The sequence below is a fragment of the Gemella haemolysans genome (assembly GCF_028308085.1).
In the GTDB taxonomy this organism is placed as follows: Bacteria; Bacillota; Bacilli; order Staphylococcales; family Gemellaceae; genus Gemella; species Gemella haemolysans_D.
Genome location: NZ_JAQMFS010000112.1, coordinates 17,436 through 38,686, shown reverse-complemented (window position 1 = coordinate 38,686; position 21,251 = coordinate 17,436). Strand labels below are relative to the sequence as shown.

The 21,251-nt window shown below is 29.4% G+C and carries 23 protein-coding genes and 1 riboswitch; of the genes, 22 read left to right on the top strand and 1 reads right to left on the bottom strand.

Annotated elements, in window-relative coordinates:
- Positions 1–326: 326 nt before the first annotated feature.
- From lepB to srtB, 17 genes are all read left to right on the top strand, one after another.
- On the top strand, positions 327–878 hold the full coding sequence (gene lepB, locus PNO30_RS08880; RefSeq protein ID WP_048803307.1) for a signal peptidase I: 552 nt from the start codon (positions 327–329) through the stop codon (positions 876–878).
- Between the two features lie 163 nt (positions 879–1,041).
- Positions 1,042–2,643: a CTP synthase gene (locus PNO30_RS08875; RefSeq protein WP_271965904.1), complete on the top strand. Its 1,602-nt coding sequence runs from the start codon at positions 1,042–1,044 to the stop codon at positions 2,641–2,643.
- Positions 2,644–2,659: 16 nt separating this feature from the next.
- Positions 2,660–3,322, top strand: coding sequence for a DNA alkylation repair protein (locus PNO30_RS08870; protein ID WP_271988147.1), 663 nt, complete (start codon positions 2,660–2,662; stop codon positions 3,320–3,322).
- 142 nt (positions 3,323–3,464) lie between these two features.
- Entirely contained in the window at positions 3,465–3,878 is a 414-nt protein-coding gene (locus tag PNO30_RS08865) for a MarR family winged helix-turn-helix transcriptional regulator (RefSeq protein ID WP_271965901.1), read from the top strand.
- 15 nt (positions 3,879–3,893) lie between these two features.
- Positions 3,894–4,253 carry a DUF1304 domain-containing protein gene (locus tag PNO30_RS08860; protein WP_271988145.1) on the top strand — a complete coding sequence of 120 codons (360 nt, stop codon included), beginning with the start codon at positions 3,894–3,896 and terminating at the stop codon, positions 4,251–4,253.
- A gap of 12 nt (positions 4,254–4,265) precedes the next feature.
- Positions 4,266–4,910 (top strand): NAD(P)H-binding protein, encoded by a 645-nt coding sequence (locus PNO30_RS08855; protein WP_271988143.1) that lies wholly within the window; start codon positions 4,266–4,268, stop codon positions 4,908–4,910.
- Between the two features lie 123 nt (positions 4,911–5,033).
- Positions 5,034–5,789, top strand: coding sequence for a class I SAM-dependent methyltransferase (locus PNO30_RS08850; protein ID WP_271988141.1), 756 nt, complete (start codon positions 5,034–5,036; stop codon positions 5,787–5,789).
- A gap of 54 nt (positions 5,790–5,843) precedes the next feature.
- Positions 5,844–6,128 carry a cupin domain-containing protein gene (locus PNO30_RS08845; RefSeq protein ID WP_271988139.1) on the top strand — a complete coding sequence of 95 codons (285 nt, stop codon included), beginning with the start codon at positions 5,844–5,846 and terminating at the stop codon, positions 6,126–6,128.
- A gap of 65 nt (positions 6,129–6,193) precedes the next feature.
- Positions 6,194–6,562 (top strand): single-stranded DNA-binding protein, encoded by a 369-nt coding sequence (locus PNO30_RS08840; protein WP_048802277.1) that lies wholly within the window; start codon positions 6,194–6,196, stop codon positions 6,560–6,562.
- A 135-nt stretch (positions 6,563–6,697) separates the two neighbouring features.
- Positions 6,698–6,964, top strand: a complete 267-nt coding sequence (locus PNO30_RS08835; protein ID WP_271988137.1) for a DUF2087 domain-containing protein — start codon at positions 6,698–6,700, stop codon at positions 6,962–6,964.
- Positions 6,957–8,141, top strand: a complete 1,185-nt coding sequence (locus PNO30_RS08830; RefSeq protein ID WP_271988136.1) for an MFS transporter — start codon at positions 6,957–6,959, stop codon at positions 8,139–8,141. Before PNO30_RS08835 ends, PNO30_RS08830 begins: the two co-directional genes overlap by 8 nt.
- A gap of 142 nt (positions 8,142–8,283) precedes the next feature.
- On the top strand, positions 8,284–10,533 hold the full coding sequence (locus tag PNO30_RS08825) for an endonuclease/exonuclease/phosphatase family protein (protein WP_271965893.1): 2,250 nt from the start codon (positions 8,284–8,286) through the stop codon (positions 10,531–10,533).
- 196 nt (positions 10,534–10,729) lie between these two features.
- Positions 10,730–11,107 (top strand): dihydroneopterin aldolase, encoded by a 378-nt coding sequence (gene folB, locus PNO30_RS08820; RefSeq protein WP_271988135.1) that lies wholly within the window; start codon positions 10,730–10,732, stop codon positions 11,105–11,107.
- The gene (folK, locus tag PNO30_RS08815; protein ID WP_271965890.1) at positions 11,107–11,580 is read left to right on the top strand and encodes a 2-amino-4-hydroxy-6-hydroxymethyldihydropteridine diphosphokinase; all 474 of its coding nucleotides are present in this window, start codon (positions 11,107–11,109) and stop codon (positions 11,578–11,580) included. Before folB ends, folK begins: the two co-directional genes overlap by 1 nt.
- A 16-nt stretch (positions 11,581–11,596) precedes the next feature.
- A complete protein-coding gene (gene dusB / locus PNO30_RS08810) occupies positions 11,597–12,604 on the top strand; it encodes a tRNA dihydrouridine synthase DusB (RefSeq protein WP_271965888.1) in 1,008 nt (335 codons plus the stop codon).
- A gap of 315 nt (positions 12,605–12,919) precedes the next feature.
- Positions 12,920–14,071: a pyruvate kinase gene (locus PNO30_RS08805; protein WP_271965886.1), complete on the top strand. Its 1,152-nt coding sequence runs from the start codon at positions 12,920–12,922 to the stop codon at positions 14,069–14,071.
- 226 nt (positions 14,072–14,297) lie between these two features.
- Positions 14,298–15,143: a class B sortase, LPKTxAVK-specific gene (srtB, locus tag PNO30_RS08800; RefSeq protein ID WP_271965884.1), complete on the top strand. Its 846-nt coding sequence runs from the start codon at positions 14,298–14,300 to the stop codon at positions 15,141–15,143.
- Positions 15,144–15,190: 47 nt separating this feature from the next.
- Here srtB and PNO30_RS08795 read toward each other — a convergent pair whose 3' ends face one another.
- Entirely contained in the window at positions 15,191–16,339 is a 1,149-nt protein-coding gene (locus PNO30_RS08795; RefSeq protein WP_271965883.1) for an MFS transporter, read from the bottom strand.
- 231 nt (positions 16,340–16,570) lie between these two features.
- Between PNO30_RS08795 and PNO30_RS08790 the strand changes: the two genes are divergently transcribed.
- The 5 genes from PNO30_RS08790 to metK all read left to right on the top strand — a co-directional run bounded on the left by PNO30_RS08790 (position 16,571) and on the right by metK (position 21,192).
- Entirely contained in the window at positions 16,571–17,200 is a 630-nt protein-coding gene (locus PNO30_RS08790; protein WP_271965882.1) for an MBL fold metallo-hydrolase, read from the top strand.
- A 44-nt stretch (positions 17,201–17,244) separates the two neighbouring features.
- Positions 17,245–17,742 (top strand): hypothetical protein, encoded by a 498-nt coding sequence (locus PNO30_RS08785; RefSeq protein ID WP_271965881.1) that lies wholly within the window; start codon positions 17,245–17,247, stop codon positions 17,740–17,742.
- Positions 17,735–19,240: a PH domain-containing protein gene (locus PNO30_RS08780; protein ID WP_271988133.1), complete on the top strand. Its 1,506-nt coding sequence runs from the start codon at positions 17,735–17,737 to the stop codon at positions 19,238–19,240. The genes PNO30_RS08785 and PNO30_RS08780 overlap by 8 nt, the downstream gene beginning before the upstream one ends.
- Positions 19,233–19,724 (top strand): PH domain-containing protein, encoded by a 492-nt coding sequence (locus tag PNO30_RS08775; RefSeq protein WP_271965878.1) that lies wholly within the window; start codon positions 19,233–19,235, stop codon positions 19,722–19,724. Before PNO30_RS08780 ends, PNO30_RS08775 begins: the two co-directional genes overlap by 8 nt.
- 72 nt (positions 19,725–19,796) lie before the next feature.
- Positions 19,797–19,899, top strand: a riboswitch (SAM riboswitch).
- A 111-nt stretch (positions 19,900–20,010) separates the two neighbouring features.
- Entirely contained in the window at positions 20,011–21,192 is a 1,182-nt protein-coding gene (metK, locus tag PNO30_RS08770; RefSeq protein ID WP_271965876.1) for a methionine adenosyltransferase, read from the top strand.
- Positions 21,193–21,251: the final 59 nt, after the last annotated feature.

Genomic DNA, 21,251 nt, shown 5'->3' with positions numbered 1-21,251 from the left:
AAACAAGATTTTATCGAGCTATCCCCGCAAAGTTTATTAGATACGAAAAAAGCTTTTGTTGAATTTAGATCGCGATTAACCAATGCGTCTATGAGTTCTCATATGAACTTTGTTAAATTTTAGGACTTTTGAATCAGTCCCAAATAAGTAAGTTTTTAAATTAGGTGAGATGAGTAGATTAAATACTTTATTCTTAGTATAGAGATCTAAAATCACAGTAATGTTAATAATTATAATAACAATAGTATAAAAGAATAATTTTTGATTTTTCTTTTGATATATGATAGAATTATTAATCATAAATAAAATAAAAGAGGGATATACCAGTGAAAATTTTAAGAGAAATTATGGAATGGGTAGTAGTTGTTGTAGTTTCGATAGCTATTTATCTTGTTCTAAGCACATATGTTATTGCACCTTTCACAGTAAAAGGTCACTCAATGGATTATACATTCGCTGATAACGATAAAGTTTTCGTTAATAAATTTAGTAAAAACTTTGAACGTGGAGATGAAGTTGTTTTCCACGCTAATGAAACTGATGATTATATTAAACGTATAATTGGAGTTCCTGGAGATACTATTGAGTACAGAAACGACGTATTATATGTAAATGGTCAAAAAGTAGATGAGCCATACTTAGCTCAGAAAATAAAAGAAGCTAAGGCTTCAGGAACAGCACCATTTACACCGGACTTTAATATTGAATTTTTAAGTAGTACAAAATCTAAGACTGTACCTGAAGGAACATACTTTGTACTTGGAGATAACAGACAACATAGTACGGACAGTCGTGTATTTGGATTTGTTAAAAAAGAAGCGATGATTGGAAAAGTAAGTTTAAGATACTATCCATTTAGTTCGTTCAAATTCTTTTAATATTCAATCATAAAGAAAATTATATATATCGGATTATTTTAGTTGCTAAAAATATTGCGTTATGCTAGAATAATATACGGGCACTCTTAAAGAGTGATTTAAGAAACCACCCCCTGCGATAATTTCGTAGGGGGTTTATTATTTTTAATAGAAGGAGAACACAATGACAAAGTATATTTTTGTAACAGGTGGAGTAGTTTCATCATTAGGAAAAGGGATTGTAGCGGCATCAGTAGGTCGTGTATTAAAAAATAGGGGATTAAAAGTAACTTTACAAAAGTTTGATCCATATTTAAACGTTGACCCAGGAACAATGAGTCCATATCAACACGGAGAAGTTTTCGTTACAGAAGATGGAGCAGAAACAGACTTAGACTTAGGGCACTATGAGAGATTTATCGATGTTAACTTAGGACAATATTCTAACGTAACTGCAGGACGTGTTTATTCTTCAATTATTGAAAAAGAACGTCGTGGAGACTACTTAGGAGGAACAGTTCAAGTAATTCCTCACGTAACAAACGAAATTAAATCACGTGTATTATTAGCAGGAGAATCTAGTGATGCGGATGTAGTTATCACTGAAATCGGTGGAACAACAGGAGATATCGAATCTTTACCATTCTTAGAAGCTATCCGTCAAATCCGTAGTGATTTAGGGCGTGAAAATGTATGTTTCATTCACTGTACATTATTACCATACATTAAAGCTGCTGGAGAAATGAAAACTAAACCAACTCAACAATCAGTAAAAGAGTTACGTGGATTAGGTATTCAACCAGATATTATCGTAGTTAGAAACGAGCTTGCTCTAAATGATGAACTACGTGCTAAAATCTCATTATTCTGTGATATTCCAAAACAAAACGTTATTGAAAGTCGCGATGTAAGTAATTTATACCAATTACCAGTAAATCTTAAAGCTCAAAAAATTGATGATATCGTATTAAAACACTTTGGTTTAACAGCGCCAGAAGCTGACATGACAGAGTGGTTATCATTAGTAGATAGAGTAGATAACCTAAAAGAAAATGTAAGAATCGCATTAGTAGGTAAATACGTAGAACTTCATGATGCTTATATTTCAGTAGTAGAATCACTTAAACATGCTGGTTACAAACACAATGCTAAAGTGAAAATTGATTGGATTCAATCTGAAGATATTACGGAAGAAAATGTACATGAATATCTAAAAGATGCAGATGGAATTTTAGTTCCAGGTGGATTTGGTGATCGTGGAGTAGAAGGTAAAATTACTACTATTAAATATGCACGTGAAAACAATGTTCCATTCTTTGGAATTTGCTTAGGTATGCAACTTGCTGCTGTTGAGTTTGCACGTAATGTATGTGGGTTAACTGGAGCACATTCATCTGAATTAGACCCAAATACACCATACCCAATTATTAACTTATTAGCAGATCAAGAAAATGTTGTTGAAATGGGAGGAACTTTACGTTTAGGAAGTTACCCATGTACATTGGCAGAAGGATCTGTGGCACACAAAGAATATGGAGAAATCAATATTACTGAGCGCCACCGTCACAGATATGAATTCAACAACTTCTATCGTGATCGTCTAACTGATAAAGGAATGGTGTTATCAGGTGTGAGCCCAGATGGAAAATTAGTTGAAATCGTTGAAATCCCTGAACACCCATGGTTTGTTGCTGGTCAATTCCACCCAGAATTCAAATCACGTCCAGAAAAAGCACACCCATTATTTGCTGGATTCATTAAAGCAAGTTTAGAAAATAAAAGATAAGAAATAGAGATTTAATATGGAATTATCAGGTTTAATAACAGAACTTGAAGAGAATCGTAATGAACTTTTAGCTGAATCTATGGAAAAGTACATGCAGGATAAATTTAGATTTCTTGGTATAAGAGGACCTAAAAGAACAGAATTATATAAGAAGTATTTTCCTACAGCTAGAAAAACAAAAGTAATAGATTGGAATTTTATTGAAACCTGTTGGAATAAAGAAGAAAGAGAATTTCAATATGCCGTAGTATATTATTTAAAAACGATGCAAAAGTTTTTAAATAAAGGTGATATTTCTAAGTTGAAGTATCTTGTAGTTACTAAATCTTGGTGGGATACAGTTGATTTACTATCTAAGATTATTGGTGATGTTGTGAACCGTAGCAAGGAATTAAAAACTTTGATGTTAGAATGGTCTAAAAAAGAAAATAACATTTGGTTAAGAAGAGTTGCAATATTGCATCAGTTATCATTTAAAGAGAATGTAGACAAACTTCTATTAGAGACAATACTAGAAGATAATTTGTGTGAGAGTGAATTCTTCATTAACAAAGCTATAGGATGGGCACTTCGAGATTATTCAAAAGTTAATCCAGAATGGGTTAGGAAATTCATAGAAAAAAATAGAAGTAAAATGGCGAATCTTAGTTTAAGAGAAGCTAGTAAGTACTTAAATTAATAAAAAAGGAAGAGTGATTTTTAATTGCTCTTCTTCTTTTTTATTTTTTTTTTTTTTGCATTATAATTGACGAGTCAACTATAATTAAGTTATAATGAAATTATCAATAATTGACTAGTCAATAAAAGAGAGGGTTATGTGAATGGACATAAGAGAATATGTAAATCTATTGCATGATTTGAAAGTGCTAGAGAGAAAGATTGCTCATATATTTGAGAAAAGATTAGGAATAAGTCTAACAAGATTTCAAATTATAAAATACTTATATGAGGTTGATGTAGCAACACCTAAACAGCTATCTAAGATTTTAGAAATAGACGCAGCTGCTATAACTAGACATTTAAAAAAACTAGAAGAAGCAGGATATATTAATAAGCGTCGTAATAAAGAAAATAATAGAGAAATCTATATAGAAATAACTGAAGCTTCAAAAAACAAAATTGATAGTTGTACTAAAGATACTGATATCAGAAATATTATCAGTGAGGATTTTACAGATGATGATCTAAAAAATCTGACTAAATTATTAGATAAATTTAATAAAAGTTTAATTTAAGAAAGAGGTATAAAAATGAATATAATATCAATTATTCTAACAGTGTTAGTAGCAGTACTATTTTTCTATATAATGTACTTAGAAACTTTTGTAACAGATTCAGATAGTACAAGTAGAGTATTTAATATTTCAAAAGAAGAATTGAAAAGACCGAATTTAAACACATTATTTAAAAATCAAGGTGTATATAATGGATTAATAGGAGTTGGACTTTTATATGGAACATTCTTCTCAAAGAATCCAAAAGAGATTGTAGGAATGTTGTTGGTTTATATTATACTTGTTGCTATATATGGTGGTTTAACAAGTGATAAAAAAATAATATTAAAGCAAGGCGGATTACCTATTCTAGCTTTAATATCATTATTTTTCTAGAGGTGAGATAAAATGGAGAAAACAGCGGTAATTATTGGGGCTACAGGAGCTGTAGGTAAAGAGATATTAAAAGAAATCTTAGCCGATAAATTTTATAATAAAGTGTATATTCTTGGACGGCAGTCAATAGGTAAGTTAGGCGATGAAGAGAGGTTGACTAAAATAATAGTTGATTTTGAAAACTTAAATTTTGATACAAGTATCCTAGAAGATGCAGATGTATTTGCAAGTCTTGGAACAACGATAAAAATTGCAGGATCAAAAGAAAATCAAAGAAAGATAGATGTAGATTATACAGTTAGTTTTGCTAAACTATGTGAAGGTAAAGTAAGAAGTTTTAATGTAGTTTCTGCAATTGGTGCTAATAGTAAATCGAAAAACTTCTATAATTCATTAAAAGGAGAGTTAGAAGATAAATTAAAAGTATTGAATCTAGGAGTTCTTAGAATATTTCAGCCATCCCTTCTTATAAGTAAACGTAATGATAAGAGATTTTTAGAAGAATTATTTATGAAAGTATCGTCAGTTTTTCAACTTGTATTAAAAGGAAAAGCTAAAAAATATAGTCCAATCGAAGTTAGTGTACTAGGTAGAGAAATTGTTCGCTTTGCAATAGAGAATAAGGAACAAGGAACTTATACATATAAGGATTTTTAGAAGGAATATATGAATATATAATTTAAGATCCAGAAATAATCGATAGTTATTATCAATTATTTCTGGATTTTTATTTTAGCTTATTGTACAATAAAAGTATAATATAAAACGTTGAGGGTTATTATGAAAAAAGAAATGGGGCATAAATTTTTAAAAAAATTAGGTAAAACTAGATTAAGACCTGGAGGGGTGAAAGGAACTGATTTTCTACTTGCACATATAAAGTTTGAAGCTGGGAATCGTGTCTTAGAAGTTGCATGTAACAGAGGAATAAATCTAATATCTTTAGCAAAACGATATCCTAAGACTACCTTTATAGGAATAGATGTAGATAAAGAATCTATTTTAGAAGCACAACTTGAAGTTGTAAGGAATAATCTAAAGAATATAGAGTTTATGAGGGCGGATGCATTTCATTTAATATTCTCCGATAATAGTTTTGATTATATTATAAATGAAGCTATGCTAACTATGTTTAGTGATAAGAGTAAATCTAAAGCCTTAAATGAATATTATAGAGTATTAAAACCAGGCGGATTACTTCTGACTCATGACATACTGTTGTTAAATAATTATGAAGAAACGAAAAAGACATTGTCTGATGCAATTAATATGAATGTTTCTCCGTTACCGAAAGAAAATTGGCTATTATTATTTGAAGAAGCGGGCTTTAAGACGGTTAATAGTCTTTATGATAAACTTACATTACTCACTGTATCTGGACTTGTAGATGATGAAGGTATTTTAAATACGTTAAAAATAATAAAAAATGGATTTAAGAGAGAAAATAGATCACAGTTTATTAAGATGGGAGTAGTTTTTAAAAAATTGGAAAAAGATATGAATTTTATTTGTTTTGTTAACAAAAAAGTTCTATAATAAGAGTGTAAGCGTAATAAATATAAAATAGTTTTTAAATAAAGGAGAATTAATATGAGCGTAGGAATAATTTTTGAAGAAGCAGGTTTATTAAAAAAACATGATAGATTTAAATTAGTAAAAAAAGTAGGAAAACAGGGTGATGTAATTCCTAAACACAATCATCCAGAAGCTTTAGTAGTATTCACTTGTGTCAAAGGTGAAGTTAAAGTATTTTTAAATGATGAAGAAATTCATATCGTAGAACCAGGTAAGTTATTACATTTTGATGGTGATAATTATATTAATGCAGAATTTTTGAAGGATGGCGAAGTTTTTGTTACTTTAATTAATAAATAAGACTAAGATAATCTTCCTAATGTTTTCATAGCAATCTAGATTACTATTTTAAGGGAGGATAAATTATGTTAAATCAAGTAATTTTAATAGGAAGATTAGTAAAAAAACCGGAATTAAAAGAAAGTGATAAGAAAGTAAGTTATATTAAAGCTACTATTGCAGTTCAGTCTGATTTTAAGAATAAAGAAGGGAACTATGATACTGAATTTTTCGAATTTACTGCTTTTGGTAAAATTGCAGAAAATACAGCTAGATACTGTGAAAAAGGAAGTTTGCTTAATATAGTAGGTACTTTAAACAATAATGTTTATAAAGATAAAGACGGAGTAACCCACTATAGAATTAAAATCATAGCTAATAAAATTTCATTTTTAACTAAAGGATCTAAAAAAGAAGAAAAAGAAGCTGAAGATGTTTTTGTCTTAGGGCAATAGAAATAAAAAGTAAACTAGATTGCAAAACCTCTAACATGGTATAAACTTTGTTAGAGGTTATTTTTATACTTGTTTTTTATTTTATATGATATATAATAGTATATAAAAAAGTTAAATTTGAAAGGAAAGTGTAATATGGAAGAAGTAAAAATAAAATATTTTAAAAATAATAAATTGATGATGATACCAAAAAAAGAAAAAAATAAGCTTCTCGTTCTTCAAATAGTTTTAGAGATGTTGAAGGAAAAATCATTAGAGTTTACTGAGAAAGAATTAAACGAAGCAATTAAGGAGATTTATCCAGATTATTCTCTAATTAGAAGATATCTTGTTGATTATAAGTTTTTAGAAAGAGATAATTACGGTAGGATGTATAAGATTGTAGGGGAAAAAGATGAATAATACTAAATTTTATTATTTGTATAATATATTAGTTACGGTAGCATTATCATTTTTTAATCCAATTTTATATATTTATTTGTTGTCAAAAGATTTTTCTTTTGCTGAAGTAGGGCTTTATTTATCAATTTTTTGGTTAGTTTCTTTTATGACTGAGCTTCCTTGTGGGGCAATCACTGATAACATCGGAGCAAAAAATAGTATTCTTCTTAGTTCAGTTTTTAGGGTTATAGGTTTAATCTTATTGCTTAGTAATAGTTTAATTTTACTGTACATTTCTGCAATTTTATCTGCAGTTGCAGAATCGTTTCAATCTGGAACACTAACAAGTTGGTTAGTCAATGTAAACAATAAAAACAATGAAGAAATAGATATAGATAAAGTTCTTTCAAGAAGTTCACTGTATGCATTATTTTTCTCAGCAATTGTAGGTTTTATAAGTGCTAAATATGTGTATGTATATCATAAAAGTTTGTCAGTAATATTAAGTATGATAGTTTTTATTATTTCGTTGTTTATTACACTTTTATTTATGAAAAACTTAGAAAAGACTCAAAAAATATCAGTTGAGAAAATAAAAGATTCATTTGTAACAGTAAAAAACTCGTTAAAAGAAACACTATATGTTAAAAGTAGTATATTTCTTATGATACTTTTTGTTATTCCTTCTATCCTAGATCTTGGGCCATCAAACCAGTGGCAAGCTGTGTTTGAAAAGTTAGATGTTGATATTATCGGTTATATTTGGATTGGTATATCAGTTAGTGGAATGTTAGGAAGTGTAATATATGAAAAATTATCAAATAAATTATCAAAGCTACGCATTTTGTATTTCTTTGTAGTTGTAAATATTGGAATGCTATTAATGTTTGTTTTTATTCAAAATGTATATGCTAAATTTGTACTATTCATGATATATATTGTATTTTTCACTTTAATGAGTATACAGGTTAGTGTATTTATGCATAAATATCTAGTAAAAAGTGATGAAAATAGAACAACTACAGTTTCTATATTTTATACTTTTGAATCTATTATTGTAGCAATATTACTATCTGTAAATGGAGTATTAACTGATAAAGTAGGAATAGAAAATACATGGTTAGCATTTATGGCATTGGTAGGAGTAATTATTTTATCATTTATGTTGGTAAAGTTAAAAAAAAGAAGAATTAAATAGTTTAATTATTGATTTTAAGAATCTTCAATATAGAAAAGTCTATATTGAGGATTTTTTTGTAAAGGTAAACAATTGATGTTGCTTATTAGTTAGATTAATAGTAAAATAATTAGTATAAACTTATATACAAGGAGTTCATATTGTGAAAAAATACAAATTATCAATATTATTAGCAAGTGCAGTATTAGGAGGAGTAGGGGCAACTTATTTATCAGCTGAAGCTAATGAAGTTTCTGCGGCTGAGGTAAAAACAGAAGTAGTTACACCGACTACTACAACAGGAAAAAATGAAGTAAAACCTGCTGGAGCGACTACAACAAGTCCTCAAGCTACTGCTCCAAAAGAAGTAAAAAACATAGGGGAAGTACAAGGTGAAAGCCATGAAAGTCCTTTAGTTGGGAAAGAAGTAGTAATAAACAATGTTGTTGTAACTAAAACTGATCAAACTGGTTTCTATGTTCAAGATAAAGTGTCAGATAATAATCCAAAAACCTCTGATGCAGTATATGTCGCTTCAAAAGATAAAGTAGAATCAGGTGACTTATTAAAAGTTCAAGGAACTGTTAAAGAAGGTTATATGGAAGAATATTCTGTAAAACCAGGTCAAACTTTTAAAAAACCAGCTGGAAGCCTAACAGTTACTCAAATTATTAACGCAACTATAACAAAATTAGGGAAAGCAGATTTACCAAAAGCATTAAACATTTCTGAAAAAATGCCTAAAGACATAGTTGATAATACGCCAACTAAATATAATCCAGAAACAGAAGCTTTAGATTATTGGGAAAGTCTAGAGGGAATGCGTGTAGAGGTGACTAAACCAAAAGTTACTGGGCCGCAATATAAAGGTGATATTTATGTATTACCAGGTGACTACAAAGGTCAAAAACTTAATAACATCGGTGGAGTAAATCTTCGCCCTGGTGTACAAAACACAGAAGTACTACCTATTACAGTAGGGAATAAATTTGTAGCAAAAGCAAAAGACTACTTTAATGAAAATATTACAGGGGTAGTTACTTATAAAAATAAAACATATAAAATTGATCCATCTAGCGTACCAGCAATTCAAGATGGAGGATTAAAACGTGAAGTATCTAAAATTTATCCTTCAGAAGATAAATTAACAATTGCTTCTTACAATATTGAAAACTTCTCAGCAAACAACAAGGGTCATGATGAAACACCAGAGGAAAAAGTTGATAAAATTGCTAATTCATTTATAAAAGAAGTTCACAGTCCTGATATCATAACTCTTATTGAGGTTCAAGATAACAATGGTGGAGTAAATGATGGAACTGTTGATGGAGTTAAGAGTGGGGAAAAATTAGCTCAAAGAATTAAGAGTCTTGGTGGACCTGATTATAAATATACTGAGATAGCTCCAGTTGACGGAAAAGATGGTGGTAAACCGGGCGCGAACATTAGGGTAGCTTATTTATATAATCCTAAGAGAGTAACTCTAATTGGTAAAGAAAAAGGTGGAAGCGAGGAAGCTGCTCGTTTCGTTAATGGGCATCTTGAAAAAAATCCATCAAGAGTTGATCCTACAAGTGTTCACTTTGAAAAAGTTAGAAAATCATTAGCTGCTGAATTTGAATTTAAAGGTGAAAGAATAGTAGTAATTGCAAACCACTTAAAATCAAAATTAGGTGATGATGCAATCTATGGTTCTAACCAACCATCAGTAGAAAATACAAAAGCAAAACGTATTGAAGAGGCTAAAATTTTAAATGCCTTTATTAAAGAAGGATTACGTCAAAATCCAAACTTAAAATTTGTTCTTACAGGAGACTTCAATGACTTTGAATTTTCAGATAGTGTGAAAACAATCGTAGGAAATGAACTAGTTAACTTAATGGCTGAACATGAACAAGGAGATAGATACTCATACTTCTACCGAGGAAGTAACCAAAGTTTAGACAATATTTTAATTTCTAAAAACATTAAAGATAAAGTAGTCTTCTCTCCAGTTCATATTAATGCTTCATTCATGGAAGAACATGGACGTGCTTCTGACCATGATCCAGTAGTTGTGCAAATTGACTTCAGTAAGAAAGAAGTATCAACTACACCTGAACCAAGCCCAGCATCTAATCCAACTACAGAAGTAAAACCAGTTTCAGAAAATAAACCTTCAGAAAATGTAGCTTCTAATCCAAATCAAGAAGCAGCTAATTCAAAAGAAGTTAAGGAAGAAAGAACTGAACAAGGTAGCAAAGCTACAACTGAACAAGTTAAATCTGAAAAAGAGAAAACAAACAAAGGAGAAAACTTCTTTGGAAAAAATGTTCTTCCTAAAACTGGATTAAATTCTTCTAGTTCACTTCTATTTGCTGGATTAAGTGCAGTTGCTGCATTCATTTTAGGAAGAAAAAGAAATAAAAACTAATTAAAAATATTTAAATTTCACAGTAAAAATACTAAGAAACATTGATTTTTACTTAAACGGCTTAAAAAGAGATTTTATTAAATCATAATTTTAAGTCGTTTTTTATTGATATGTAAGTATAATCATTAGAGAAATAAGGCGAAATATGTTAAAATTTTATAGTTAAGCAAAATAATGATTGAGAGGTATATTAATCATGAAGACGAAATTATTTATAAATAATCTTGAAGTATTTGCTAATCATGGATTATTTGAAGAAGAAAATAGATTAGGTCAAAAATTTATTTTTAGTATTGAGTATGAGCTTGATTATAAGAAGGCGTTGTTTAGTGATGAGATGACAGACAGCATAAGTTATGCTGATATTGCAGATGTAGTAGTAGAGACTGCAACTTTAAATACGTATAATTTATTAGAACGCCTAGCTGGAGAAATTTTAAAAAATATTTTTGAAAAGTTTCCTCAAATTGAAAATGTTAAGCTAGAAATTAATAAACCATCTGCACCTATAAAATATCATTTTGAACAATGTGGAGTAGTTATAGAAACAACACGTCAGGAGTTTGGATTATAATGATTATACTAGCATTAGGAACCAATATAGAGCCACGAGAGCAATATTTAAAAGATGCTTTAAGAAAAATAGAAGCGAGTAATCTTAAAATTACAAAACTAAGCAGTATTTACGAAACACCTGCATGGGGTGGAGTAGCTGATCAAAACTTTCTAAATATGTGTATAGAAATAGAAACTTCGTTAGAAGCATATGAACTACTAGATACTATTCAAAAGATAGAGTTAGAACTTGGTCGCATTAGAAAAGAGCACTGGGGAAATAGAACGATAGATATCGATATAATCACATATAATAATTTAGTTCTTAATGATGATAGATTGATTGTACCTCATAAATATATTCATGAAAGAAATTTCGTACTAGCTCCATTAGTAGAAATGTATGGAGATATAGATGTTGATGGTAAGAGTATAAAGCAATCATTAGACAAAATAACAGAAAAAATTAGTTTGTATAAAGAAAAATTGTAAAATGAAAGGATAGAAGATGTTTAAAATTAGAGAAATTGAAATACCGAACAGAGTAGTTTTAGCACCGATGGCAGGTGTATGTAATGCTGCGTTTCGTTTAACAGCTAAGGAGTTTGGTGCTGGATTAGTTTGTGCTGAAATGGTTAGTGATAAAGCAATTTTATTCAATAATAAAAAGACGATGAATATGTTATATATTGATCCAAGGGAGCGTCCATTAAGTTTACAAATATTTGGTGGAGAAATCGATACTTTGGTAGAAGCTGCGAAGTATGTTGATAAAAATACAGAAGCTGACATTATCGACTTAAATATGGGATGTCCAGTTCCAAAAATTACAAAAGTAGATGCCGGAAGTAAATTACTACTTGATCCAGATAAGGTATACGAGGTAATTGCGCGTCTAGTAGATTCAGTATCCAAGCCTGTAACTGTAAAAATGCGTATGGGATGGGATGATGAACATATTTATATAATGGATAATGCAAGAAATGCAGAGCGCGCTGGAGCTAGTGCAATAGCTATTCATGGTAGAACAAAAGTTCAAATGTATAGTGGAAAAGCTAACTGGGATGTTATTAAAGATGTTAAAAAAGAGCTTAAAATTCCAGTTATCGGAAACGGTGATGTAACTACTCCAGAATTAGCTAAGAAGATGTTAGATGATACTAACTGTGATGCAGTCATGATTGGACGTGCAGCTTTAGGAAATCCATGGATGTTATATCGTACAGTTAAATATTTAGAAACTGGTGAATTAACAGAAGAACCAACACCAAGAGAAAAAATTGATGTATGTTTATTGCACCTAAGAAGACTTATGGAAATTAAGCCTGAGAAAGTTGCAGTTCATGAAATGAGAAAACATGCTGCATACTACATGAAAGGTATTAAAGGTGGAGCAAAAGTTAAAAAAGAATTAAATACCTTAAATTCATATGCAGAAATGGAGAACTTATTTGGTGAATTCTTAGATTATCTTGAATCAGGAGTAGCAGCACCTAAAAAAGAAATCATAATTTAATGTGTTGAATTATTGATTAATTATTATATGAAATATAGCAAAAAAGAAACTGTAGTCAATTAGGTACGGTTTCTTTTTTATTTTTATATTTTGAATAATTATTAATATTATAATATTCAAATACAACTGTAAAGCTTATTAAAATAAGCACTTTATGAATGTCAGTAGAGTATAGATTAGAATTGTTAATGAAAAATGTTTAAGAAAATTATAATAATCAAGGATTATTATTTTAGAAAATTATCTAGAAAATAATAATTTGATGTGTTATAATAATTTTAAAAGAAAACGTTTTAAAGATAAGGTAGGTATATTATGACTAGAAAGGCAAAAATTATCGCAACTTTAGGAAACAGTACAGAAGAACTATTAGAATATATTATAGAAAATGGGGCAGATGCTATCTTAATAGATAATTATTATGGATGCACAGAAGAGTGCGATTTTAGAATTAATAAAATAAAAGAGTTAAGAGAAAAATTAAATAAAAATACTGCAATAATTTATGATTTAGATCATATATATGCAGAAAGTAAATATAAACTTATAAAAATTGAAGAGAACAATGTTCATTTTGCTTGTCAAAATGATGTTGATTTTGTTGCCTGCCCATTTGTTAGTAATTTGGATGAAATTAGAAAAGTAAAAAGTATACTTCAAGCTAATGAGAAGAAAGATATTGGATTAATTGTAAAAATAGATTGTAAAGAAGCATATGAAAATATCGATGAGATTATTCAATTTGCAGATTCAATAATGATTAATAGGGATGAGCTAGGTATGGAATTACCTTACCAAAATTTACCTAGTATCCAAAAAGAAATTATTAGAAAAGCTAATGATTCAACAAAAGAAGTAATATTAACAACGCAGATGCTTCATTCAATGATCTATAATCCAAGACCGACACGTGCGGAAGTATCTGACGTAGCTAATGCAATTATAGATGGTGTTGATGCAATCATGTTAATCGAAGAAACAGCAATAGGGAATTATCCTAAAGAAGCATTAGAAACAGTTGATAGAATAATTACCTACATCGAAAATCAAGATAGAGTAAAAGATGATGATTCGGAAGAATATAAACATCACAAAATGAATATTGCGCATGCAATCTCCTTATCAACTAAATATCTTCTTGATTCTGTTGATGTTAATAATATAGTAACTTATACTAAATCGGGAAGTACTGCGAAGTTTATCGCAAGATATCGACCAAAAGTTCCAATATTAGCAGTAGTGCCAACAAAACAAAAAGCTAGAAAATTAGCATTAACACGAGGTGTTACTACATTCATAGAAGAAAAAACACTATCAATGGAAGAAATGCTAAATTGTGCACCGAATTTTTCTAAAGAGTCTGGTTTAGCAAAAGAAGGAGATTTAATTCTAATTACAGCAGGACAACCAGATTTAGGAAAAGACAATGTTCCACCTACTGACTTTGTAAATATTAGACAAGTTTAAAATAATAAAATAAACCATAATAAGGGTGATTTAAAATATCAACTGATTTTAAATCACTCTTTTTTTGAATACTAAAAGAATAATTCTAGATAAAAATTAAATAATACATAAATCAAAATTAATTTTCAAACTAGCAACACAATCTTTTGAAGAAATTTATGTAAATATGATATAATCTAATTTGTGATTTAGAAAAAAGAGATAATTTTTAGAAAGGAAAGATTTAATGAAAAATAGTAAATCAATATTCAGAAATATAGTAAAATATCTACTATTAGTTCTTATTTTAATTGGTGGTTCATTTGGAGCTTACTCATACTTTAATTCGAATACGGGTTCAAGTGAATCTTATACTCAAGTTGAGAAAAAAGAAAATGTAAAACAAGAAGAAAAATATGTTGTAGATAAAGCGGAGAAAGAATATTTAGAAAATAAATTTAAAGAATTGAAATCGATAAATAGCGAAGTTATTGGTTATATGTATGTTCCCGGAGATGGGAAAGATTCCTTAAAAGAACCGATGTTACAAACAACTAATAATTCTAAATACCTAGAGTATGGTTTAGATAATAAGCCAGCTCCATATATTGGGGCAGTTTTTATGGACTATGAGAATCAACCTGGTTTAGATAAAGGTGATGTGAAGTGGGTATTTGGACACGCAAGAGCAGGACTTGAGGAGAAAAAAATAACATTAGACACTAGAGTGTTTAATAATATGAACTGGTTTGCAAAAAAAGATTATTTTGATAGTCATAGAGTTATTGTTATGGAAACTCCTGAAAGAAAGTATTATTATGAAGTAACTGGTGTAAAAGTTGTAAATGAATTTACGAATTTATATCAAATTCCTACTACTTCAGATAAAAAAGGAGAATTTATCAAGCTGTTTAAAGAAGGCGCTAGAAATTGGTTAGAAAATAGTAAAATTTCTGGAGAGGATAATATGACTGTTTTCTGTACTTGTAGAATAGACGATGTTGCATTACGAACATTAGTATTAGCAAGACAAGTACCAGATAATGAATTAAAAGAATTTTTAGAGAAAAATAAAGAGCTACTTAATAGTTAATAAAAAAGGAGAACATCTAAGATATTAGTATCAAAGATGTTCTCCTTTTATTTTTTATTTCTTAATACTGTATAACTAACTAATGTAGAAATTAGCATTAGAGCAGTAGTAATGAAAAATGGTGTTGTATATTTTTCTAAGTGTAGGGCTTCCGGTATTTTTGTCAGCACTACAGGAGTAAGGATAACACCAATATTTCCACCAACTAAAATTACACTTGTTGCAAAGTTGATAAATTTATTATCTAACTTGTTTGAAATATAGAAGAAGTTAAATGACATAGTTCCTACGAAGCTTATTCCAATAAAAATAGCTGCGATGTAGAAGATAATAATATTATTTGTTAAAGCAAATAATACACTTCCAACAGTCATGAAACTTAGCATAATAGGTAAAGTTAGATTTTTAAACCTTTTAACTAGAATACCAAAAATAACTCCAGAAAGTATACCACTTAAAGCTAAGATTGTAAGTAGATTTCTAGCTACATCTGGTTGATAATGATATTTTTCTGCTAGTAGTGTAGGGATTTTAATAGTTGCTCCCATGTAAGAAATTCCTACTAGAAATGTTAGAAGAGTTAGAACGATAGTTTCTTTATGAAACTTAATACTTACTTTTTTATTATTTACATTTTCAGCATTAGGTACGAATAATAGGAATATTATAAATATAGGAAGTGCTAAAGCATAAACTAAAAATGTATATTGAATACCGTAGATTAATAAGTATCCTGAAATAAAGGTAGTTAAAGCTTTACCTATATTTAAAAATGCAGTTCTTAATCCGATCATAGTACCACGGTGTTCTTCATCAAAGAAATCACTAATCATACTGATTGAAAGTGAGTTGAATAATCCGATACCAGCACCAAGAAGTAATCTACTGATTAAGACAACTTTGAAGTTAGTTGTAAAGGCTGGTACTATACCAAAGATAAAGATAAGTATAAGCCCAAGAAGAACTGTGTTTTTCTTTCCGATTAATTTAATAACACCATTGCTAAGAAGAACGAAAATTGTAATCATCATAGCTGGTATTGTAGCTAAACTCTCTACAGAAGCCAGACCTATGTTTGGGTTATTAGTATGATAAAAATTATACAGGTTTGGAATTACTGGAGAAATAGCAAGGTGTGACATTAATAATATTGAAATACTAAGTAATGAAAACTTAGCGAATGAATTTAATTTCATTTTTGTATCTCCTTTTCTTAGATATTTAAACCCGACTTTTCATGAAAAAGTTAGGAAAAAACTAAGTTTCTTATGAAAACCATACTATTCAAGTATAAAAAAAATATTAAATAAGGTCAAGTGAAGAGAGGTTATATAAGTAAAGTAAAAAAACTACTAACCAAGACTTGTTAATAACATAATAATAGGATAAAATAAAGATAATAATAATTATGGAAAGGTTTTGAGAAAATGGCAAAAGCAGAAATTAGAAGAATAGTAATGGATATGGTAGATGAAAACTGCTATATAGTTTATAAAGATGGACGCGGGGTTATTGTAGATCCAGGTGAAGGTTTTGATAGAATACAAAAAGCTGTAGAAGAATTAAATGTAAAAATTGAAGCAATTTTATTAACTCATGCTCACTTCGATCACATTATGTCATTAGATGAATGTAGAAAACACTACGGAGTGCCTGTATATATTTCAGGACATGAACGAGATTGGTTACAAAATCCGGATTTTAACGGTTCAACATTGTTCCGTTTAAGAAGACCGCCTATGACAAACCCAGCGGAATTTGAGTTTGAAGAAAATAAAAAATACGAAATTGCTGGTTTAAGTTTTACAGTTCTACCAACACCAGGGCATTCTCCAGGGGGAGTATCATTCGACTTTGGAAAATTTATTGTTGTAGGTGATGCATTATTTAGAAGCGGTTTTGGTCGTTATGATTTATATGGATCAGATTATGATGCCTTGAAAAATTCATTAGGAAATGTATTATTCAAGCTTGATGGTGCCAAAATAGTCTACCCAGGACATGGTGATGAGACTACAATTGAAAGAGAAAGAGATCTAAATCTTATAGGTTTCTAATTTTAAAAGTTATATTATTAATTTTTAAAATAGGGAGGGATTTTATGAGAAAATATATAGGAAGATTATATGTTGATTATTTTTTCTTTAATATTTGGGTGATTAGTTTAACATTTGTCGTATTAGCTTCAGTAATCTTTAAATTTACTGGTTTTGAAGAAGTTTTTGGTATAGATGTGTATATTATCTTATGGATAATATTAGGGTTAGTATTTTTGAATCATGTTATAGTTGTAATGTTAAGAGATAAATATGAGTACAATACATTTTTTGAAATTACAGATGAACATTTTAAACTAGCTTCAACATCAATGTATACATTTTTTAAATTGGAGAAAGTAGCACCACTTAGGAATATACTAGATTACACAATTAAACAAAATGTATTATCTAAAAAGTTCAATATTTATAAGGTTAGTATAAACACTGGTTCGGAAAAATTAGGATTCTATGTTTTTAGAAAGGATGTAGAACAATTAGAAAACCAATTGTTAATAATACTAGAAAATAATCTTAACTATAGGAGGTATAAAGATGAATAATATTAAAAAAAGTCGAGTACATCCTATGGTTATTATGGATACTATAATAACTGGATTTAGATTGTTCGGTATTTTTATGGTGCTGGCATTAAAAGAGCAAAATTGGAAATACTATTTACTAGTTTTGGCGGGATTTCTTCTGCTAATAGTAATAGGTATATTTGATTATTTCTTAAAAAGTTATGAAGTTCGCGATGGAGCCCTAATTTATACAAAAGGAATAATAAATAAAGAAGTAAAAAACATAAACCTAGAAAATATACAATCAATAGATATGAGTTCTAACGTATTGTATCAAGCATTTAATCTACTTTCGGTAGATATTAATCTTGTTGGAGGTAAAATTAGGATAAAACCTCTAAAGAAGGAAGTCGCATTAAATTTAATTGATATACTAAGAGAATTAAAACAAGATGCATCTGAAGATATAGCTTTAGATCAAGAAGAAAAAATGCGGGAGTCTCAAAAAGAAATACTAAGATTATCTGTTAAAGAACTTGCATTTTATGGACTGCTTAGGGTTAGGTTCTTTGCAGCTTTAGGGTTAATATTAGCATTAAATGGTAAGATTCGAGATGTATTCAAATATCTTTTCGACAATGAAGCTTATTTTGATGAACTTCTTCAAAAAAATGCTAAGTCAGTCGCGGGGAACATAACAGCAATATTTATAATAATTGGGATTTTTATGATTTTAGTAGTAATTGCGTCAATTATTCATACGATTGTAAAATATTATAACTTTATCCTGACGACTAAAGAACATAATTTGCTGTGTAAATATGGATTGTTAAATAAAAAGTCACTAGTTATTGATATTGATAGAATTCAAAGTGTAAAATTGATATATCCTTTGCGTTACCGTTTCTTCGGACTTGTGAAATTATCTGTTGAAACCTTGACTAATAACGTATCAGAAGATTTAAGTGAGCAAAAATCTACGATAGATGTCTTACCTTTAGTCAAAAAAGATTTTGCACAGAATTTTGTAAAAAATAATCTAGGAATAGATTTAGAACATTATGATAATTTAGAGAGTGAAAAAATACAACGAAGAGCAAGAATTGCGATGTATCGTTGGAGTTTATTTAATTGTAGTTTTTTACCGATAATATTATTTGCAATATTGTATCTTGTTAATGTTGATTTTAAGTTCGAGTATAAGGTTTTAAGTTTGATTGCCTTTTATATTGTCTTAGTTTTATATAGTATTTTAGTGAAAAACTATATGTTGAAATATAATGAGCTTTCTTACGATAAACATTTCTTTAAAAATACGTTTATGAGACAATTGACAATAATAACAGAATTTATTAAAGTGAAAAAAGTAGGAACAATTAATAGTAGGACGAACTATTTTATGAATAAAAGAGATCTTGCTCATTTATCAATAAATTCTATTGGAGTAAACTCAGATATTAAGTTGAAATATTATGATAAAGGATATAAAGAAAAATTAGAGAGAGATTTTATAATTTCGGAGGTAGATTATGAATAGAATATTTGAAAAAAAATCGAGTAATTTACCACAAAGATCCATACAATATGTGAGAATACATTTTGGGATATATGCTCTAGTTCTCTTATCACCAGTTATTGGTAAAAGTGTATATGATTATTTTAAAACTGAAATAAATTATAGATTTTTAGGTCTAGGTATATTAGTGATATTAACAATATACGCTATAGTTGCTTTAGCTGTTCCTCCTTTAGTAATTAGAAATTATTCCTATGAAGTAGACCAGATGGGTGTGTCGGAAGTTGAAGGAGTGTTTTTCAAGAGTAAAAAAACCTTACCATTTAACACCATTCAAGATGTTACTATAAATACGGGACCTATCTTAAATAAGTATAAATTAGCTAATATACAAGTGACTGGAATATACAGTAAGCTTACTATTAACTATCTTCCAATAGAGAAAGCGGAGAAATTAAAAGAAAAAATTCTTAAAGAGAGAAGTAAGTATAATATTGAATATTAATTTTATACTTTATCAATTGACAAATGACTGAAAGTATATTAAAATCGAATATGCTGATAAAAGAAATATAAATACTTATCAAGAGTGAGTGAGGGATAAGGCCCTATGAACTCCAGCAACCTAATCGATTGATTAAGGTGCTTTCCTTAGCAAAGTTTACTTTGAACGATGAGGTATACATAAAGACCTTGTCTATAAGATAAGGTCTTTTAATTTTAATTTAAAGATATTAAGGACTTAGAAAGATTTGTATTAATATCAGACAAAAATATTTTAGGAGAGAAAAATGAGCAAAACATATTTATTTACATCAGAATCAGTTACAGAGGGACACCCAGATAAAATTGCTGACCAAGTGTCAGATGCGATTTTAGATGCGATTTTAGAACAAGATCCATACGGACGTGTAGCTTGTGAAACATGTGTGAACACAGGATTAGCAGTACTTGTAGGAGAAGTTTCAACAACAGCAAATGTAGACTTCCAACAAATCGTACGTAATACAATTAATGAAATTGGATATAATGATCCTAACAAAGGATATTCAGGAGATCACATTTCAGTTCTTGTAGGTTTAGATAAACAATCTCCAGACATCGCTTTAGGAGTGGATAACTCATTAGAAACAAAACAACAAAAAGAAGAGAATGAAGTAGGTGCTGGGGACCAAGGTCTTATGTTTGGATTTGCAACTAACGAAACACCAACATTTATGCCACTACCAATTTACCTAAGCCAAAAACTTTCAAAACAATTAGCAGAAGTTAGAAAAAATGGAACTCTAACATACTTAGGACCAGATGGAAAGGTTCAGGTTACAATAGAATATGATGTGAATCATAAAGTAAATAGAATCGACACAATCGTAGTATCGACTCAACACGACGCAGATGTAACTCAAGAACAAATCCATGCGGATATTAAAAAATACGTAATAGAGCCATGTTTAGATAAAGAATTATTAGATGAAAATACTAAATACTTTATCAATCCTACAGGAAGATTCGTAATCGGAGGACCAGTTGGAGATGCTGGGCTTACAGGACGTAAAATTATCGTAGATACATACGGTGGGTTCTCACGTCACGGTGGTGGAGCATTTAGTGGTAAAGATGCGACTAAGGTAGATAGATCAGGAGCATATATGGCTAGATATATCGCTAAAAACATTGTAGCTAGTGGTATCTGTGATAAAGTAGAAGTACAATTAGCTTACGCAATTGGAGTAGCGCATCCAGTATCTATTTTTGTTGAAACATTTGGTACTTCAAAAGTTGATGAAGGTGAAATTGTTAAAACAATCAAAGAAGAATTCCGTTTAACGCCAAACGGAATCATCGAAACTTTAGACTTAAGAAAACCAATCTTCAAGAAAACAGCAGCTTATGGTCACTTCGGGCGTGAAGATGTAGAATTCACTTGGGAAAGAACAGACAAAGTTGATGCATTTAAAAAATTATTAAAATAATATAAAGCGTAGAATGGAAGTTCCTATTCTACGCTTTATATTATTTTGTGAAATAAGTA

What these genes read in the sequence shown, in the direction of transcription:
- PNO30_RS08875 (WP_271965904.1), top strand. Translation starts at nt 1,042, where the DNA reads ATGACAAAGTATATTTTTGTAACAGGTGGAGTAGTTTCATCATTAGGA.
- PNO30_RS08870 (WP_271988147.1), top strand. Translation starts at nt 2,660, where the DNA reads ATGGAATTATCAGGTTTAATAACAGAACTTGAAGAGAATCGTAATGAA.
- PNO30_RS08865 (WP_271965901.1), top strand. Translation starts at nt 3,465, where the DNA reads ATGGACATAAGAGAATATGTAAATCTATTGCATGATTTGAAAGTGCTA.
- PNO30_RS08860 (WP_271988145.1), top strand. Translation starts at nt 3,894, where the DNA reads ATGAATATAATATCAATTATTCTAACAGTGTTAGTAGCAGTACTATTT.
- PNO30_RS08855 (WP_271988143.1), top strand. Translation starts at nt 4,266, where the DNA reads ATGGAGAAAACAGCGGTAATTATTGGGGCTACAGGAGCTGTAGGTAAA.
- PNO30_RS08850 (WP_271988141.1), top strand. Translation starts at nt 5,034, where the DNA reads ATGAAAAAAGAAATGGGGCATAAATTTTTAAAAAAATTAGGTAAAACT.
- PNO30_RS08845 (WP_271988139.1), top strand. Translation starts at nt 5,844, where the DNA reads ATGAGCGTAGGAATAATTTTTGAAGAAGCAGGTTTATTAAAAAAACAT.
- PNO30_RS08840 (WP_048802277.1), top strand. Translation starts at nt 6,194, where the DNA reads ATGTTAAATCAAGTAATTTTAATAGGAAGATTAGTAAAAAAACCGGAA.
- PNO30_RS08835 (WP_271988137.1), top strand. Translation starts at nt 6,698, where the DNA reads ATGGAAGAAGTAAAAATAAAATATTTTAAAAATAATAAATTGATGATG.
- PNO30_RS08830 (WP_271988136.1), top strand. Translation starts at nt 6,957, where the DNA reads ATGAATAATACTAAATTTTATTATTTGTATAATATATTAGTTACGGTA.
- folB (WP_271988135.1), top strand. Translation starts at nt 10,730, where the DNA reads ATGAAGACGAAATTATTTATAAATAATCTTGAAGTATTTGCTAATCAT.
- folK (WP_271965890.1), top strand. Translation starts at nt 11,107, where the DNA reads ATGATTATACTAGCATTAGGAACCAATATAGAGCCACGAGAGCAATAT.
- dusB (WP_271965888.1), top strand. Translation starts at nt 11,597, where the DNA reads ATGTTTAAAATTAGAGAAATTGAAATACCGAACAGAGTAGTTTTAGCA.
- PNO30_RS08805 (WP_271965886.1), top strand. Translation starts at nt 12,920, where the DNA reads ATGACTAGAAAGGCAAAAATTATCGCAACTTTAGGAAACAGTACAGAA.
- srtB (WP_271965884.1), top strand. Translation starts at nt 14,298, where the DNA reads ATGAAAAATAGTAAATCAATATTCAGAAATATAGTAAAATATCTACTA.
- PNO30_RS08795 (WP_271965883.1), bottom strand. Translation starts at nt 16,339, where the DNA reads ATGAAATTAAATTCATTCGCTAAGTTTTCATTACTTAGTATTTCAATA.
- PNO30_RS08790 (WP_271965882.1), top strand. Translation starts at nt 16,571, where the DNA reads ATGGCAAAAGCAGAAATTAGAAGAATAGTAATGGATATGGTAGATGAA.
- PNO30_RS08785 (WP_271965881.1), top strand. Translation starts at nt 17,245, where the DNA reads ATGAGAAAATATATAGGAAGATTATATGTTGATTATTTTTTCTTTAAT.
- PNO30_RS08780 (WP_271988133.1), top strand. Translation starts at nt 17,735, where the DNA reads ATGAATAATATTAAAAAAAGTCGAGTACATCCTATGGTTATTATGGAT.
- PNO30_RS08775 (WP_271965878.1), top strand. Translation starts at nt 19,233, where the DNA reads ATGAATAGAATATTTGAAAAAAAATCGAGTAATTTACCACAAAGATCC.
- metK (WP_271965876.1), top strand. Translation starts at nt 20,011, where the DNA reads ATGAGCAAAACATATTTATTTACATCAGAATCAGTTACAGAGGGACAC.